This is a genomic window from Bacillus sp. FSL M7-0558, from assembly GCF_038003245.1.
In the GTDB taxonomy this organism is placed as follows: Bacteria; Bacillota; Bacilli; order Bacillales; family Bacillaceae; genus Bacillus; species Bacillus pumilus.
The window spans coordinates 1,443,764-1,461,775 of sequence record NZ_JBBOOU010000001.1; the positions used below are offsets into that span (position 1 = coordinate 1,443,764).

Annotated in this window: 16 protein-coding genes; 12 read left to right on the top strand and 4 right to left on the bottom strand. The window is 41.7% G+C overall.

What is annotated here, in order from left to right; all coding sequences use genetic code 11:
- Positions 1-22 precede the first annotated feature (22 nt).
- The gene (locus MHB79_RS07180) at positions 23-304 is read left to right on the top strand and encodes a YlaH-like family protein (protein ID WP_044334035.1); all 282 of its coding nucleotides are present in this window, start codon (positions 23-25) and stop codon (positions 302-304) included.
- Positions 305-335: 31 nt separating this feature from the next.
- On the opposite strand, the gene MHB79_RS07185 is transcribed toward MHB79_RS07180, so the two are convergent.
- The gene (locus tag MHB79_RS07185; protein WP_003210787.1) at positions 336-566 is read right to left on the bottom strand and encodes a YlaI family protein; all 231 of its coding nucleotides are present in this window, start codon (positions 564-566) and stop codon (positions 336-338) included.
- A 101-nt stretch (positions 567-667) separates the two neighbouring features.
- Positions 668-1,285 (bottom strand): YhcN/YlaJ family sporulation lipoprotein, encoded by a 618-nt coding sequence (locus tag MHB79_RS07190; RefSeq protein ID WP_050945115.1) that lies wholly within the window; start codon positions 1,283-1,285, stop codon positions 668-670.
- A gap of 140 nt (positions 1,286-1,425) precedes the next feature.
- Here MHB79_RS07190 and MHB79_RS07195 point away from each other — a divergent pair, with 140 nt between their 5' ends.
- Positions 1,426-2,748: a PhoH family protein gene (locus MHB79_RS07195; RefSeq protein ID WP_034619937.1), complete on the top strand. Its 1,323-nt coding sequence runs from the start codon at positions 1,426-1,428 to the stop codon at positions 2,746-2,748.
- Between the two features lie 16 nt (positions 2,749-2,764).
- Here the strand turns inward: MHB79_RS07195 and MHB79_RS07200 are convergent, their stop codons facing one another.
- Positions 2,765-3,247: a hypothetical protein gene (locus MHB79_RS07200; protein WP_050945113.1), complete on the bottom strand. Its 483-nt coding sequence runs from the start codon at positions 3,245-3,247 to the stop codon at positions 2,765-2,767.
- 119 nt (positions 3,248-3,366) lie between these two features.
- On the opposite strand from MHB79_RS07200, the gene glsA reads away from it, so the two are divergent.
- From glsA to MHB79_RS07225, 5 genes are all read left to right on the top strand, one after another.
- A complete protein-coding gene (gene glsA, locus MHB79_RS07205; RefSeq protein WP_251191315.1) occupies positions 3,367-4,296 on the top strand; it encodes a glutaminase A in 930 nt (309 codons plus the stop codon).
- Between the two features lie 122 nt (positions 4,297-4,418).
- Positions 4,419-4,700: a YlaN family protein gene (locus MHB79_RS07210; protein WP_003212509.1), complete on the top strand. Its 282-nt coding sequence runs from the start codon at positions 4,419-4,421 to the stop codon at positions 4,698-4,700.
- Between the two features lie 210 nt (positions 4,701-4,910).
- Positions 4,911-6,122 (top strand): putative lipid II flippase FtsW, encoded by a 1,212-nt coding sequence (ftsW, locus tag MHB79_RS07215; RefSeq protein ID WP_137054677.1) that lies wholly within the window; start codon positions 4,911-4,913, stop codon positions 6,120-6,122.
- Between the two features lie 80 nt (positions 6,123-6,202).
- Positions 6,203-9,649 (top strand): pyruvate carboxylase, encoded by a 3,447-nt coding sequence (pyc, locus tag MHB79_RS07220; protein WP_340989409.1) that lies wholly within the window; start codon positions 6,203-6,205, stop codon positions 9,647-9,649.
- Between the two features lie 298 nt (positions 9,650-9,947).
- Entirely contained in the window at positions 9,948-11,381 is a 1,434-nt protein-coding gene (locus MHB79_RS07225) for a cryptochrome/photolyase family protein (RefSeq protein ID WP_340989411.1), read from the top strand.
- 40 nt (positions 11,382-11,421) lie between these two features.
- Here the strand turns inward: MHB79_RS07225 and MHB79_RS07230 are convergent, their stop codons facing one another.
- Positions 11,422-12,345, bottom strand: coding sequence for a COX15/CtaA family protein (locus tag MHB79_RS07230; protein ID WP_003210766.1), 924 nt, complete (start codon positions 12,343-12,345; stop codon positions 11,422-11,424).
- A 393-nt stretch (positions 12,346-12,738) separates the two neighbouring features.
- Between MHB79_RS07230 and cyoE the strand changes: the two genes are divergently transcribed.
- The 5 genes from cyoE (at position 12,739) to ctaF (ending at position 17,992) form a co-directional block, all read left to right on the top strand.
- Entirely contained in the window at positions 12,739-13,656 is a 918-nt protein-coding gene (gene cyoE, locus MHB79_RS07235) for a heme o synthase (protein ID WP_003211774.1), read from the top strand.
- 278 nt (positions 13,657-13,934) lie between these two features.
- A complete protein-coding gene (gene coxB, locus MHB79_RS07240) occupies positions 13,935-15,002 on the top strand; it encodes a cytochrome c oxidase subunit II (protein ID WP_003212202.1) in 1,068 nt (355 codons plus the stop codon).
- A 166-nt stretch (positions 15,003-15,168) separates the two neighbouring features.
- Positions 15,169-17,040, top strand: coding sequence for a cytochrome c oxidase subunit I (gene ctaD, locus MHB79_RS07245; RefSeq protein ID WP_050945109.1), 1,872 nt, complete (start codon positions 15,169-15,171; stop codon positions 17,038-17,040).
- The gene (gene ctaE, locus MHB79_RS07250) at positions 17,040-17,660 is read left to right on the top strand and encodes a cytochrome c oxidase subunit III (protein ID WP_003210862.1); all 621 of its coding nucleotides are present in this window, start codon (positions 17,040-17,042) and stop codon (positions 17,658-17,660) included. Before ctaD ends, ctaE begins: the two co-directional genes overlap by 1 nt.
- 2 nt (positions 17,661-17,662) lie before the next feature.
- Positions 17,663-17,992, top strand: coding sequence for a cytochrome c oxidase subunit IVB (ctaF, locus tag MHB79_RS07255; RefSeq protein WP_003211520.1), 330 nt, complete (start codon positions 17,663-17,665; stop codon positions 17,990-17,992).
- Positions 17,993-18,012 lie beyond the last annotated feature (20 nt).

The following is an 18,012-nucleotide window of genomic DNA, read 5'->3' on the forward strand; positions in this document are numbered from 1 at the left end:
TGAAAATCTATCCTTTTTCGCGATGCTGTTTCGTGTCGATGAAAATCCGCAAACAGGGATGTGGCTCCTATATGGCACCATCCTTGTTTTAGCGATTATTGTTTTTAAGCTCGGCTTTGCTAGACGTTTACCGATTTTAAAAGCGCTCGTGATTTACTTGTTTTTGATTTTTGGTTGCACGTTTCTCACATTTCTAGGAATCTTCCTGCCAGTAGCGGAAGGCCTAGTTGTGGCAGCTGCCATTTTGATTATTTATAAAATACGGCTGCATCGTGCGAAAAAAGAAGGAACAGTGAATACGTAAAAAAAGACCTGAACATGTGTCAGGTCTTTTTTTATGTCTTTTGTTCTTTTTTTCCTTTTTTCTTCTTTTTCTCTTTCGTCGCAGGATCTTGATAAAGAGAGAATCTGCCAGTCTTGATGCGTGCTTCTGTCTTTACTTTAATACGTTCCTGACAGTCATCGCACATATATGTATGAATCGGTCGATTTCTTAACCGCTTAGCAACGAGTGTATCATCATCAATGGTTTCAAGCTTCTCGCATATTGAGCACTTCACTCTCATCCTTTTCACCTCACTTATTGCATTTATTATAGCATGTTTTCCAGCTACTTAAAATCAGCGTAGAAAACGGCTTATATCACAGGAGATATAAGCCGTTCTCTTTATTTCTTCTGATTCATATGATGGTTTGATTGATCGTTTTGATGTTCGTCTAACTGCTTTTGATCATTTTGTTTGAGCTGATCATTCGGCTCATTTGTCGGATCTGTTTCGTGGCGATCAATTTCATTTCTCGGCATCTCTGGCATCACGCGGCCGACAATGGCGGCTAGTTCATCCATAATCCCACTGACAGGACGGCCTGCTTGTATTTCTTTGCCCATTTCTTTTAACCGGCTGACTGTATCCGGATCAGCGACCACAACAGCATTCGCACCTTCTGGATCATTTTTCAGTGCTTTTGCAACTGAATATTTAATGTTTTCTACTTTGCTTCTATCTAAATCATCTTTTACATCAATACCAACAACAGCATAGCGGCCGATGACAATCGCCGTTGCATCATTGACATCTGCTACGTGCTCTGTCACTTTGACAAGATGCTGCGCAACATCTGTAGATGACCGGGCTTGATTGGTCTTTTTCTTCGTTGAGTCTGACACCCGTACTACGTGCTGGCGTCCATCTTGCTTGTCTAGTGCCTCTGGCTTTTCCTGCTGCTGACAAGCGCCCAACAGAATGATGGCTTGAATCATGAATAATGTCAAAAATAGTCGCATCTGTATTCCCTCCTTCACAAACTGCATGATTTATTTTATTGTTGAATTAACCTTCTAACTTTATTCATGAAAACATATATTTTAACAATCGTTTTGGGAAAGACAAGGATGAATGAAACCCCGATCAGGAGGCGAAGGACCTGAGTAAAATTTATGTATTAGACACAAATGTGTTATTACAGGATCCGAATTCAATCTTTTCATTTGAAGACAACGAGGTCGTCATACCAGCCGTTGTGTTAGAAGAAGTAGACTCAAAAAAGAGATATATGGACGAGGTTGGACAAAATGCCCGGCGCGTCTCACGCCTAATCGACGGTTTAAGATCGAAAGGGAAACTGCATGAAAAAATTACACTAGAGTCAAAAGGGACGCTACGCATTGAACTGAATCACCGCTCTTTTCATGAGCTTCAAGAAATTTTTATTGAAAAAACGAACGATAATCGAATTTTGGCAGTCGCGAAAAATTTAAGCTTAGAGGAAGAAACAAAGCCTCATGGCAGGCCTGTTATTTTGGTCAGCAAGGATGTGTTAGTGCGGGTAAAGGCGGATGCTATAGGGCTTCAAGCAGAAGACTTCTTAAGTGACCGTGTTTTGCAAAATGAGGACATCGATAATGGCTATCATGAGCTCTACATTCCGACTGAGCAATTGAATACATTTTATAAGCAAAATCAATTACCAATAAAAGAGGTCACAAGCGCACCATTCAACCCTCATCAATTTGTCATCATGAAGGGAAATGAAGGTGGTTCTGCTTTAGGAATGCTTGATCAAAAGGCAGAGCATGTAAAACGTCTCGTTTATGATCAAGAGCATATTTGGGGAATCCGTCCAAAGAATGTCCAGCAGACGATGGCACTCGAGCTGCTTTTGCGCCGTGACATTCCGCTCGTGACACTGATTGGAAAAGCGGGGACTGGTAAAACATTGCTTGCACTTGCTGCCGGATTAATGCAGACAGAGGACCTCGGTATGTTTAAAAAGTTGATCGTGGCGCGCTCCATCGTGCCTGTCGGGAAAGATATAGGATATTTGCCTGGAGAAAAGGAAGAAAAGCTCAGACCATGGATGCAGCCGATCTATGACAACCTAGAGTTTTTATTTAATACAAAAAAGCCGGGCGAGCTTGATGCGATTTTGGCGGGAATTGGATCTATTCAAGTCGAAGCATTGACGTATATTCGGGGAAGAAGTATACCTGATCAATTTATTATCATTGATGAGGCGCAGAATTTAACAAAGCACGAGGTGAAAACATTATTAACGCGAGTCGGAGAGGGAAGTAAAATTGTGCTCATGGGAGATCCAGAGCAGATTGATCACCCTTATTTAGACAGCTTAAATAATGGGCTTACGTATGTGATCGAGCGGTTCAAAGGGCAGCAAATATCTGGACATGTCAAGCTTGTCAAAGGAGAAAGGTCTGGACTTGCACAGCTTGCCGCTGATTTGCTATAGTCCAGACCCTCTGTTCTTATGTAATGATCAGCTCTTTGACACCTTTTATCGGCTGAGTGAGGTTGGACTGATCCGCGAAATAGACGTGGATGGGTCCTTCTTCTGTGATTGGCTTACCATGTTGGCTGAAATGAGCAATGCTTTCCATTGCCTGAGAAAGCGGCACAGCAATTGTACCTGTCTCTGTGACAAATTCGCATGTATCCGCATGTTCAAGCGGCTCAGCATTTTTTAGCATATCGCCAAGCTTCATCCCGAAGCTGCCTGTGACGAGTCTTTCCTTTTCGTACTTCTTCTCTGTTTTTAACGTAGGTGGAAGAGTTTGACCTTCTCTTATGACCCGCTCTTGGTCAAGCTCCTGATCTAGCTGTTTCTCTTCACTTGCTGCATTTTTTTCAAAGAATGAATCCATTAAAAATTTGCGGTCATCAAAAATCCATACACTTGGATCAATGGTGATCTTGTACTGTACGTTCCCCTTGATTTGAATGATGCTCATGTTCAAGACAACCCCTTTCCAACATAAATTATAGAAGTTTTCTCCCGCTTTGTCACTTTCATAAACATGCTGCACCTTGTACACACTAATCATACATGAAAGATAGGGAGTGTATGAGCATGGCATGTCGCGACAATGAAGAGCTTCAGCGATTTGTAGAAGAAGCAAAAAAAGTGGCCAAAGATGGTCAAGTAGCATCCTATATTCCCGCTCTCGGCAAAGCGGATCAGACGGATTTATCTGTGGCAGTGTATCATGTGAGTAATACGTGCCACTCAGCTGGAGATGTAGATAAACGATTTACCCTTCAAAGCATTTCAAAAGTATTAGCACTGGCGCTTGTGCTCTCAGAAGAAGGGCCAAAAAAAGTCTTTCAATTTGTTGGACAAGAACCAACAGGTGACCCGTTTAATTCAATGATCAAACTGGAAACAGCGAGTCCGAATAAACCGCTGAATCCAATGATTAATGCAGGGGCGCTCGCAGTCACGAGTTTAATCAGAGGAGCGACTCCGCAAGATCAGCTGGGCCGGTTGCTCAGCTTCATTAGAGAGCTTGCAAATGACAAAAGCATTACATACTGCAAGGAAACAGCTGCCTCCGAATTTGAGACATCGATGATTAACCGGGCAATGTGCTATTATATGAAGCAATATCATATTATTAGAGGGAACGTAGAGGAAGTCATGGACGTCTATACGAAACAATGTGCCATCATGATGAACAGCTTGGATTTGGCGAAAATTGCTTGTGTTTTTTCATTAGACGGCAGACATCCAGAAACGGGGAAGCGAATTCTTTCAAAAGATGTCGCTAGAATTTGTAAAACCTTTATGGTGACGTGCGGCATGTACAATGCGAGCGGAGAATTTGCCATTAACATCGGAATTCCTGCAAAAAGCGGTGTCTCAGGCGGGATTATGGGAGCTGCACCATATGATTTTGGAATTGGTATCTTCGGTCCGGCTTTGGATGAAAAAGGGAATAGTATTGCTGGGATTAAGCTGCTTGAGCTGATGAGTGAAAAATACGAGATGAGTATCTTTTAATGAAGGAAGGCTTCTTTTTATTTTTACAAAGCGAACTGTACAAATCTGCTTGCAATTTTGGGCGTTTCGCTTTATGATAAATAGAAGAATTAGGTACTCGCCTGGGGAACGGAGGGATACTTTTGGCGTCAGAAATTTTAGTCGATCATCGGCAAAAAGCACTGGCTTTATTAAAATTGGATGCAGATAAAATTTTAAAATTGATCCAAGTGCAAATGGACAACTTAACGATGCCGCAATGTCCTCTTTATGAAGAGGTTTTAGATACTCAAATGTTCGGATTATCGAGAGAAATTGATTTTGCTGTCCGGCTTGGATTAGTTGATCAACATGAAGGTAAGAAACTACTCGATAAACTTGAGAGAGAGCTTTCCGCACTTCATGATGCGTTCACAAAAAAATAATGATTGAAAACTCAAACTTCCTTAACATAAGTTTGAGTTTTTTTGTCCTCTATTTTCTTTTCATTGTTTCATGTCAAACGGACTTGATTCTTTCATGAATGACGAACAATATAAAAGAGGTAAAACGAGATCAAACGGAGAAAATGTAGTAGAATAAAAACAGCTAAGAGGATATCAAGCAGTAGAAACAGACGTTAGGAAGAGGATTATATGTTAAAGAGAATGCTAAAATCGTATGACTACTCATTATTGTTCGCCATTATTTTAATTAGCGCATTCGGTTTGGTCATGGTGTATAGCTCAAGTATGATTACATCTGTGATTAGATACGATGCCGCGCCAGATAATTTTTTTAAGAAACAGCTTTTATTTATGATCGTTGGAGCCGTCATCTTGCTCTTTACAGCATTAGTTCCATATCAGCTGTTTTCAAATAAGAAATTTCAAATCGGTATGCTGCTGCTATCCGTTTTTTCCCTCATCTATGTGTACTTTGGCGGTCATATTGCAGGGAACGCAAGAAGCTGGATTAAAGTAGGCCCATTCAGTCTTCAGCCAGCGGAATTTGTGAAGATTGTCGTTATTATTTATCTTGCTGCTGTGTATGCAAAAAAGCAGCATTATATTGATCATATTTTACGAGGAGTCACACCTCCAATCGTGATTGTTTCGATCTTATGCGGATTTATCATTTTGCAGCCAGACTATGGGACAGCCTTTATCATTGGCATGATTGCTCTTGCGATGATTTTATGCTCAGGGTTTAGCGGGAAAACACTTGCGAAGCTGCTGGCGTTATTTAGTGCCGTGATGGTCATCGTAACCCCATTTATTATTCTGTTCTGGGATAAAATATTCACGCAAAATCGCCTCGGGCGTTTTGAGAGTTTCCAAGATCCCTTTAAAGATGCAGGGGATACTGGACATCAATTGATTAATTCCTATTACGCCATTGGATCAGGCGGCTTTTTTGGACTGGGTCTAGGAGAAAGCGTTCAAAAGTACGGGTATCTTCCAGAGCCGCACACAGATTTTATCATGGCAATCATTTCAGAAGAGCTTGGCTTTTTCGGCGTATTTTTTGTACTCGCTCTCCTTGGCTTCATCGTCGTGAAAGGTTTTTATATTGCAAGAAAGTGTGAAGACCCATTTGGAAGTTTGCTTGCAATAGGAATTTCCTCCATGATTGCGATCCAAACATGCATTAATTTAGGCGGTGTTTCAGGTCTGATTCCGATTACTGGGGTCACTCTTCCGTTTATTAGCTACGGGGGATCGTCCATCATTTTACTGAGCGGTTGTATGGGAATATTGCTGAATATCAGCATGTTTACTGAATATAAAGAGCGTTACAAAAAGAAAAAATCAATGATCAAGCCATCAGTTCAAAAAAATGGATTGCAGAAAACTTTGAATCTTTAGAAAACAAAAGTGTACAGTTTTCATTTCTTCCTTTATTATAGAGTACATATAAAATTTTAAGGGATATGGAGGAGTGAGAAATGTCACAGAGAACAATTCAAAAGGTTCTAGTTGCAAACAGAGGGGAAATTGCTATCAGAGTCTTCAGGGCCTGTACGGAGCTCAATTTACGTACAGTAGCCATTTATTCCAAAGAAGACTCGGGCTCTTATCATCGCTATAAAGCCGATGAAGCATATCTAGTTGGAGAAGGGAAAAAGCCGATTGATGCCTACCTTGATATCGAGGGGATCATCGAAATTGCAAAACGAAATGACGTGGATGCGATTCATCCAGGATACGGATTTTTATCTGAAAACATTCATTTTGCAAGACGATGCGAAGAGGAAGGCATTCAATTTATCGGTCCAACTTCTCAACATTTAGATATGTTTGGAGATAAAGTAAAGGCAAGAGAAGAAGCGAAAAAAGCTGGAATTCCAGTCATTCCAGGAAGTGATGGACCAGTTGATTCGGCCGAAGAAGTCGAAAAATTCGGTGAAGAATACGGTTACCCATTTATTATTAAAGCTTCACTAGGCGGCGGCGGCCGGGGTATGCGGATTGTCAGAACGAAAGAGGAGCTGAAGGAAGCCTATGACCGTGCGAAGTCAGAGGCAAAAGCGGCTTTTGGAAATGACGAAGTATACGTTGAAAAACTGATTGAAAATCCGAAACACATTGAGGTGCAGGTGATTGGTGACAATCACGGCAATATCATTCATTTATATGAGCGTGACTGCTCTGTTCAAAGGCGGCATCAAAAAGTTATTGAAGTGGCGCCAAGTGTGTCTCTTACAGATCAACTGCGTGAAGACATTTGCGAAGCGGCTGTTCAGCTGGCTCGGAATGTATCATATATCAATGCAGGAACTGTAGAATTCCTTGTTGCAAATGGAGAGTTTTACTTTATTGAAGTCAATCCAAGGGTACAGGTAGAACACACGATCACTGAAATGATCACTGGTGTCGATATCGTCCAAACCCAAATTCTTGTCGCAAAGGGCTATGACCTTCACAGCAAGGAAGTCGGTATACCAAAGCAAGAAGATATTTTCACACATGGTTTTGCCATTCAATCAAGGGTTACAACAGAAGATCCTTTAAATGATTTTATGCCAGACACAGGGAAAATTATGGCCTACCGTTCAGGCGGGGGATTTGGTGTACGACTTGATACAGGGAACAGCTTTCAAGGTGCAGTCATTACACCTTATTACGATTCACTATTGGTCAAGCTGTCCACATGGGCGCTCACATTTGACCAAGCGGCTGCTAAAATGGTTCGAAACTTACAGGAATTCAGGATTCGCGGAATTAAAACAAACATTCCGTTTCTTGAAAACGTGGCAAAGCATGAGAAGTTTCTAAAAGGGGAATACGATACGTCGTTTATCGATTCAACGCCAGAGCTATTTAATTTCCCTAAGCAAAAAGACCGTGGAACGAAGATGCTGACTTATATTGGTAACGTGACCATTAATGGATTCCCTGGTATTGCGGAGAAAAAGAAGCCTCATTTTGACAAGCCTGTTGTACCGAAGCTTCCTCTCAAGCAAGAGGTGCCATCTGGGACTAAACAATTGTTAGATGCGCATGGACCTGAGGGCCTTGCCAATTGGGTGAAAGAACAAAAGAGCGTCCTTTTAACAGATACAACCTTTAGGGACGCGCATCAGTCTCTGCTTGCGACCCGCTTCAGAACTCATGATTTAAAGAAAGTAGCCCAGCCAACAGCAGGTTTATGGCCAGAGCTGTTTAGTATGGAAATGTGGGGCGGTGCTACATTTGATGTTGCGTACCGTTTCTTAAAAGAAGATCCTTGGCAGCGATTAAAAGAGCTTCGCCAAGAAGTGCCAAACACGTTGTTCCAAATGCTTTTAAGATCATCAAACGCTGTCGGATATACAAACTATGCGGATAATGTGATTAAAGCATTTGTAAAGGAATCTGCCGAGGCAGGCATTGACGTGTTCCGTATTTTCGATAGCTTAAACTGGGTCAAAGGCATGACACTTGCCATTGATTCTGTTCGTGAATCAGGCAAAGTGGCAGAGGCAGCCATTTGTTATACGGGGGACATTCTCGATCCATCTCGTCCGAAATATGATCTTAAGTACTATGTATCTCTTGCGAAAGAGCTTGAATCTGCCGGTGCACATATTTTAGGTATTAAAGATATGGCGGGATTATTAAAGCCGCAGGCAGCTTATGAGTTAGTCTCTGCTTTAAAAGATGAACTCACAATCCCTATCCATCTTCATACACATGACACGAGTGGAAATGGACTGTTCACCTATGCAAGGGCAATTGATGCAGGTGTTGATATTGTCGATGTGGCCGTCAGCTCTATGGCAGGACTCACATCGCAGCCAAGCGCAAGCTCACTGTACTATGCTTTAGATGGGCATGAAAGAAAGCCAGACATGAACGTCCAATCGGTCGAACACCTTTCTCAATATTGGGATTCTGTTAGAAAATACTACCGTGAATTCGAAAGCGGCATGAATTCACCTCATACAGAAATTTATGAGCATGAAATGCCTGGCGGACAGTATAGTAACTTGCAGCAACAGGCGAAAGGTGTCGGACTTGGTGACCGCTGGAACGAAGTAAAAGAAATGTACAGACGTGTGAATGACATGTTTGGTGATATTGTGAAGGTGACACCTTCCTCTAAAGTAGTCGGAGACATGGCACTTTATATGGTGCAAAATGATTTAACAGAGGAAGATGTCTATGAAAAAGGAGCAACTTTAGACTTCCCTGATTCTGTTGTGGAGCTATTTAAAGGCTATTTAGGCCAGCCGCATGGCGGGTTCCCTGAAAAATTACAAAAGCTGATTTTAAAAGGAGAAGAACCGCTCACTGTCAGACCTGGTGAAAAGCTGAAGCCAGTTGACTTTGAAGCTATTCAGCAGCAGTTCAAAGAATCTCATGACCTGACGCTGACAGAGCAAGACGCGATTGCGTATGCCTTATATCCAAAAGTCTTTTCTGAATTTGTCCAAACAGCAGAAAGCTACGGAGACATCTCTGTTCTTGACACACCAACGTTCTTCTACGGGATGAGGCTTGGTGAAGAGATTGAGGTAGAAATCGAAAAAGGAAAAACCCTCATTGTTAAACTCGTGTCAATTGGAGAACCGAATCCAGATGCCACAAGAGTTCTTTACTTTGAGCTAAATGGACAGCCGCGTGAAGTCGTGATTAAGGATGAAAGCATCAAATCATCCGTTCAAGAAAAAATGAAGGCGGACCGTTCAAATCCAAATCACATTGCCGCATCAATGCCAGGCACTGTCATCAAAGTGCTCGTGGAAAAAGGACAGAAAATCTCGCAAGGTGAGCATTTGATGATCAATGAAGCCATGAAAATGGAGACGACTGTACAAGCCCCATTCACTGCGGTCGTAGATGAAATACATGTGACAAATGGAGAACCGATTCAAACCGGAGATCTGCTGATTGTTTTAAAGCCTGAATAATAAGTGAGACACATCCATCGTGATGTGTTTCAGCGTGTAGACAAACCCTCGCATTCTTTGTCAGGTCTGCGCTTCGGTGCTCACGAATGTCAAATTCGCTCCGCTCCGGTGCTCGCCCTTCCTAGACTGCAAAGGTTTTCTATCACGCTGAAAAGAAGACAAAGGGCTAAAATAAAAATCATTTTAGCCCTTTGTCTACAATCTGAGACACATCCATTGTGATGTGTCTTTTTTTGAGCGCATTAAAATGTGCAGCAGCCTGCGAGAGTGATTACACTATAGAGTGAGGTGAAGAAAGTTGGAAATTGTCGTGATTTGGTTTCGCCGAGATATGCGAGTAGATGATCATATCGCCTTGTCAAAAGCGATCACTTATGCAAAAAAACACGAGTACAAATTATTGGCTCTTTATCATCTAGATCCATTCTTTACTGAAATGGAAATGGATATAAATAACGAACATTTCTTTCAAAACTTGGCGCATTTCGTTAAGGAAGCGAGAGAATCTCAAGTGTATGTTCACCTTCTCCATGATGATGTCCTGCGCGCCTTTCAGCAGGTCATGGAAGTGTATGACATCAAAGCCGTCTTTTTTAACGAAGATGAGGTGGGTATCGGTCAAAGGCGTGACAAGCAAGTAACCGATTTTTTAGAAAAGAAGGGCATTCATGTGTCAACATGGCAAGATACACACCTTCACGGGGCGCGAGATATTTTAAAAGCAGATGGGTCACATTATCAAGTGTTTACCCCATACTATCAATCATGGCGTAAGCAAGAAAAGCAGCCTGTGATAAAAGTTGACAAATCATTTTTTAGCAGCGAGCATACGATTTGTGATGAGCCACTTTCGCAAAAAGGAAATGATAAACTGCGAGAATTGATAAAGGGCTGCTCAAGGAAGTTTGATCAAATCGGCTCAGACAAAGCGATGAACACGCTTCATCAATTTATCCAAAAAAGATTAACGCGTTACCATGAGAAACGAGATATTCCGTCTGTTTTTGGAACGAGCAAGCTGTCGCGGTTCTTAAAAACAGGCACTATTTCGATTCGAACAATCTTTCATGCGATATATGAAGAAGCACTTTATGAAGACGAGGGCAGAGAGATTTTTATCAAAGAGCTGGCATGGCGTGATTTTTATCATATGATTTATGCGCATTATCCTGAGATGAAAGAAAAAGAAATCAATTCGGCGTTTCAAGGAATGGAATGGAATGAAGATGAGACGCTGTTTGAAGCTTGGTGTAAAGGAGAAACAGGCTTTCCGCTCGTTGATGCAGGGATGAGACAGTTAAATGAGGAGGGCTGGATGCATAACCGTTTGCGGATGGTTACAGCTTCATTTTTAACAAAGGATTATTTGATTGATTGGAGAAAGGGCGAATCGTATTTTGCAAAAAAACTTGTGGATTATGATGAGGCGTCAAATATCGGAGGATTTCAGTGGGCAGCCTCCGTCGGAACAGATGCGGTGCCGTACTTCCGTATTTTCAACCCGACCACTCAGTCAAAGCGATTTGATCCGAGCGGGGAATTGATTAGAAAATATGTACCAGAGCTAGAGCGTGTCGATGAAAAATGGATTCATGAACCAAGTAAAATGCCGATTGATGAGCAATTGAAATCGGGCTGTGTGCTAGGTGATACATATCCGCTGCCGGCAGTTGACCACCAGGAAAGACGCAAAAAAGCCATTTCGCTATTTGAAGAAGCAAAACAACAATAAAACAAATCCCCCATTCCATATGGAAGGGGGATACAAATTCTTATTTGAATGGTTCTTTGCTTTCATATTTAAACCGTGCAATGAGTAGACAGAAGTAACAGAGTACTCCAAACAAACAGGAAATAAAGAATGAATGAGCCAGCGCATAACCTAGTGCGAGCTGAGAATACACAGACATCACACCTGAAATCGCTTGAAGTGTAATGAGAATGGCTGAAATGATCCATCCATAATACAGCTGCTTCTGTTCTTTATAATGTTTCATGGCATGGAACATCGCAACAAATATCCAGACGAATAAAAGAAGTGCTGCTGCTCGGTGAGACATTTGCACCCACTGATTAAAGTATGCTGGAAGTGCACCGTCTTTTGAACAAAACGGGAAAACAGAGCAAGCAAGGCTTGACTTTGTATGCCTCACATAAGCACCCGTGTACACCACGATATACGTATAGGTGATCAAACCATAAATATGAAACTGCATTTTTTTGCCGATATGAAGCGGCTTCACAAGCTTTGTTTCAGATCGGGTTGCCTCAAATACAAGAAGCGCAAGCAATAACACTGAAGCAAAAGAAATGAGTGAAATACCGAAGTGCAGTGCCATGACAAGTGCGTTGGAACCAAACACGACGGCAAGAGCCCCTAACAGCGCTTGTAGCAGTAAGAATATAATCGACATGATGACCAAAAATTTGGTTTCACGGAATACTGGACTAATCTTTTTCCAGCATAAGACCGCCAGTGCCAAGACAAGAATGGTTGAAACCCCTGTTGACATGCGGTGACTCCATTCGATGATGGAAGCAGGGTTCATTTCAGGGAAGAAACGACCGTGACAAAGGGGCCACTGCCTGCCGCAGCCAAGACCCGAGCCGGTTTTCGTCACAAGCGCACCGCCAATCAAAACGATCAGCATCACAAACGTTGTGATCACGCTCAATAACCTTAAAGCAAATTTCATCAAATTATTTCACCTTCTCTAAAAAACTTCTGATCTAATTGAAAAACCTCACATGCTCTCAAGTTTAAGCCAAATGCGTGTTCTGTTGCAATTCATAATGACCAAAGTTCACAAAAAAATGATATGTTAGTTCACAAAGTTTACAGATTTAGAGTGCTTGATCTTTCTTTCACAGTCTGATAGAAATAGAGGAGAGAATATTTCATTTTGCACCGCCTTCTGAAACACAGATAAATCCTAATAAATTCACTAAAAGTTCACAAATAACTTCGAGATTGTCGTTTATTATTTAATAGGATGTTTTTTTACAGCTGTTTATCTTGTATGATAGAGTTGTAACGAATTTACGTTTCATTGTTTGTTTGAAGGTTTGGGCAAGGGAGGTTATACACATTGGCAAATTCCAAAACAGCCGCGGAAGCAGCTATTCATGGACAAATAGAAGAAACAACAGCTTGGAAAGATTTTCTTGCTCTGATTAAAATGGGCATCGTCAATTCCAACTTCATTACAACATTTACTGGAATGTGGCTTGCTTTTTATTTTACAGGGATGAGTTTCCTTGGGAATCTTGATATTGTGCTGTTAACAATGATTGGTTCTTCTCTTATTATTGCCGGTTCATGCGCAATTAATAATGCGTTTGACCGTGATATTGATATATTAATGGAAAGAACAAAAACAAGACCGACGGTTACAGGTAAGATTCAGCCGGGGCAAGCGTATGCATTTGGTATTTTGCTTGTTGTACTTGGACTCATCATGCTTCTGATGACAACTATCACATCAGCAGTGATTGGATTTATCGGAGTCTTTACTTATGCGGTTCTTTACACCATGTGGTCTAAACGCCATTACACCATTAATACCGTTATTGGAAGTGTATCTGGTGCGGTGCCGCCATTAATCGGCTGGACAGCTGTCACAGGTACAATCGACACAACGGCTTGGGTTTTGTTTATGATTATGTTCATTTGGCAAATCCCGCACTTCCTGTCACTTGCGATTAAGAAAACGGAAGATTACCGTAAGGCAGGTATTCCAATGCTACCAGTCGTTTATGGCTTTGAAGTCACGAAACGCCAAATCATCATTTGGACAGCATGTCTTCTCCCGCTTCCATTTTTCTTAGGTGGATTAGGATGGCCGATTGTCGCACTTGGCACATTGCTGAATATTGGATGGCTCGTCATTGGCCTTATGGGCTTTAAAATGAAAGACGTCATGAAGTGGTCAACGCTCATGTTCGTTTATTCATTAAACTACTTAACCATCTTTTTCGTCGCGATGATTATTATTACACTATTCTAGAGTAAAATACACTTTGATCACATCAAAACAAGGCTATATCTTATAACACAACATTTTCTAACAACTATGAAAGCCGCCTGATATTCAGTTCTATTTAGGCGGCTTTCTGTTTATACATAGATGGTATTTTGAGTAAAAACATCATTTTTTTATGAAAACAGGAAATGTAAGTGCTTTTATAAGAGGCGGGGGTTATGGATGGGTGAAAAGTGATTTTATAAATAAGAGGTAAAAAGCGAAAGGCAAAGGAGATCAAGCAAAAGGGGTTGGGACAAATTATGATAAGAAAATGGCGTGTTTATTCACTGTTTCTCTTATTGACGCTCGTTTTGGCGGGCTGTGGTGAACCATACTTATCAACACTCAAACCAGTTGGGGAAGTAGCAGATAAACAATTTTTCCTAACGGTACTGAGTACACTCATTATGGTTCTTGTCGTCATTGTTGTATCGATCATTTTCTTTTACGTCATCATTAAATTCAAACGTTCTAAAGTTGGAGAAGATACGATTCCAAAGCAGGTGGAAGGGAACCGTAACCTAGAAATTACGTGGACAGCGATTCCGATTCTTCTCCTCATTATTCTCGTTGTGCCTGTTGTGGCATACACGCTTGAGCTTGGGGATACAAGCGCTATGGATAAGAAAAAACGAGATCCTGAAAAGACACTTGTTGTCAATGTAAGAGCCAGTTTATATTGGTGGGAATTCGAATACCCTGATTATGGGATTGTCACGAGTCAGGAATTGATTGTACCGACAGATCAAAAGGTCTACTTCAAGCTGAAAGCATCTGATGTGAAACACTCTTTCTGGGTTCCATCGGCTGGCGGTAAAATTGATACAAACACAGACAATGAAAACAAGTTTTATTTAACCTTTGATTCAAAACGAACGAAAGATGCAGGAGAATATTTCTACGGGAAATGTGCGGAGCTTTGCGGTCCCTCGCATGCTTTAATGGACTTTAAAGTTAAAACGCTTTCTCAAGATGAGTTTTTAGGATGGACGAAAAAAATGGCTGATTACAAGAAGCCTACATCCACAAAAGATCTTGCCCTTGAAGGTGAAAAATTATTTAAAGAGAAAAACTGCTTGAGCTGTCACGCAGTAGAGCCTGGGGACGAACGGCCGGAAGCGGCAAGGACAGCACCAAACCTTGCAACCTTCGGAGAGCGAACGAAAGTAGCTGGAATTAAAGACATGAACAAAGAAAACGTGAAAGCATGGCTGAAAGATCCAGAGAGCTTTAAACCAGGAAATAAAATGACAGGGACGTACCCTAAATTAAATGACTCAGAAGCAGATGCACTTTATGAGTATTTAAAAGGACTTAAAATCGAGTAATTTCTAATAGGAATGTGTAAGAGGGTATGTAATCGATGTGAAGTTTTTGTTAAGAGCTCCCGAATATGTCTCTACAACCAAGAAGTAGCCATCTGTCAGACACAGTCTGTGTAAAGTTAAAACATCTATATGAAAAGGGGCAAATGGGAGATAAGAGGGGGATTTCATGGTGAGTACTATAGCTAAAAAGCGGGGGTTTGGCGCTGTCTTATGGGATTACTTGACGACGGTTGACCACAAAAAAATTGCCATACTATATTTAGTGGCAGGGGGATTTTTCTTTTTAATTGGCGGCCTGGAAGCGATGATAATCCGTATTCAGCTAGCCATCCCTGAAAATGATTTTGTAAGTGCAGGGTTTTACAATGAAGTCATGACGATGCATGGAACAACGATGATTTTCCTTGCAGCAATGCCGCTTTTATTTGCATTAATGAATGCGGTTGTACCTATTCAAATTGGTGCACGTGACGTAGCGTTTCCATTTGTGAATTCACTTGGTTTTTGGCTGTTCTTTTTCGGAGGAATTTTCTTAAATCTTGGATGGTTTATGGGCGGGGCACCTGATGCAGGCTGGACTGCATACGCTTCGCTCACGCTGAATTCGGAAGGACACGGCATGGATTTCTATATTTTAGGGTTGCAGATAGCGGGTATTGGTACGCTAATTGCCGGAATCAACTTTCTTGCAACGATTATTAATATGAGAACGCCTGGTATGACGTATATGAGAATGCCGCTCTTTACTTGGACGACATTTGTCGCCTCAGCACTGATTTTATTCGCATTCCCGCCGCTTACTGCAGGGCTTGCGATGCTGATGCTTGATAGAATGTTTGATACGAGCTTTTTCAATCCAGAGCTCGGCGGAAATACTATCATCTGGGAGCATTTGTTCTGGATTTTCGGACACCCAGAAGTTTATATCTTAATCCTGCCAGCATTCGGAATATTTTCTGAAATCATTCCAGTGTTTGCAAGAAAAAGGCTGTTTGGCTATTCGTCCATGGTGTTTGCGACTGTATTGATTGGTTTCCTTGGATTCATGGTGTGGGCGCATCACATGTTCACAACTGGACTTGGTCCGATTGCCAATGCGATCTTTGCTGTAGCCACAATGGCGATTGCGGTGCCGACAGGAATTAAAGTATTTAACTGGCTGCTCACCATATGGGGCGGTAATGTGAAGTTTACAACGCCAATGCTGTATTCCGTTGCCTTTATACCGTCGTTTTTACTTGGCGGGGTAACCGGAGTCATGCTTGCAGCAGCTGCAGCAGATTATCAGTTCCATGATACGTACTTTGTTGTGGCGCATTTCCACTACGTCATTATCGGCGGGGTCGTATTCGGTATTTTAGCTGGTGTGCATTACTGGTGGCCGAAGATGTTTGGAAAAATACTGAATGAGAAGCTTGGGAAAATTGGCTTTGTGCTGTTTTTCGTCGGTTTCCATTTAACCTTCTTTATCCAGCATTTTCTCGGTCTTTGGGGCATGCCGCGCCGAGTCTTTACATTCTTGCCGGGTCAGGGGCTAGACCTTGGGAACTTGGTCAGTACGATTGGGGCACTGTTCATGTTTGTAGCTGTTGTCATCATGCTGATTAATATCATCTGGACGACAGCAAAAGGGGAGCGTGTATCGGGCGATCCTTGGGGAGATGGAAGAACGCTTGAATGGGCAGTGTCTTCACCTCCGCCAGAATATAACTTTAAACAGCTTCCGCTTGTCAGAGGACTAGATCCATTATGGATTGAAAAAATGGATGGTAAAAAAGGAATGACAGCATCTGAACCGCTCGATGATATTCACATGCCGAATAATTCCATCTTACCTGTCATTATCTCATTCGGTCTATTTGTGTCAGCGTTTGGCTTCATGTATCGTCAAGAGCATAGCTGGGGGCTTCCAGTGATTCTCATTGGTCTTGGCATTACATTTGCGACCATGCTGGTTCGCTCTCTTAAAGACGATCATGGGTACCATATTCACAAAGAAGATTTGACCGATGACGATGATAAAGGGGTGAAAGCATAATGGAACCACAAAAAATGACAGCAGAAACTTTTCCGGCTTCTCCTGAGAAAGCCACGTTAGAAGGAAAGAATAAGTTCGTCGGGTTCTGGTTGTTTCTTGGGGGAGAAACCGTTCTGTTTGCATCGCTCTTTGCCACGTATTTGGCGCTGAAAAACTCTAATGCAGGCGGAGCAAAAACAACTGATATGTTTGATCTCACGCTTGTCTTTATTGCCACGATGCTACTACTAACGAGCAGTTTAACGAGTGTGTATGCAATGTATCATATGAAAAACTTTGCCTTTAAAAAGATGCAGCTTTGGCTTGGTGTGACTGTGCTATTAGGTGCTTCATTTTTAGGGGTTGAGATTTATGAGTTCTATCATTATGTGCATGCGTATGATTTTACCATTACCAGCTCAGCTCTTGGTTCCTCCTTCTATACACTTGTAGGAACTCACGGGGCTCACGTCGCCTTTGGACTTTGCTGGATTACCGCTCTTATGATTCGAAATATGAGACGCGGACTCGATTTATACAATGCGCCGAAATATTATGTGGCAAGTCTGTATTGGCACTTCATTGATGTTGTGTGGGTCTTCATCTTTACCGTTGTATATTTAATGGGAATGGTGGGATAAGAATGGGAAATAAAAACACAAATCAGTCTAAAGTCGATCTTGTATACCGTAAAAAGAAAAATGCCGAAGAAATGAAGCATCAGCTCATTTCTTTCGGCTTGATGATTGGATTAACCTTTGTTGCCTTTTTAACAATCGCTTCTGAAGACGTAGGAAACTGGTTCGCAGTACCATTTATTTTACTGCTTGCCGTTATTCAGGTGGCTTTTCAGCTTTATTATTTTATGCACATGAACCAAAAAGGGCATGAAACACCCGCATTGTTTCTTTACTCAGGTGTGTTTGTCGCGTTTATTACCGTATTAGCCTTTTTGACCATTATTTGGTGGTAAGCCCGCTTTGCCCTTGAAGG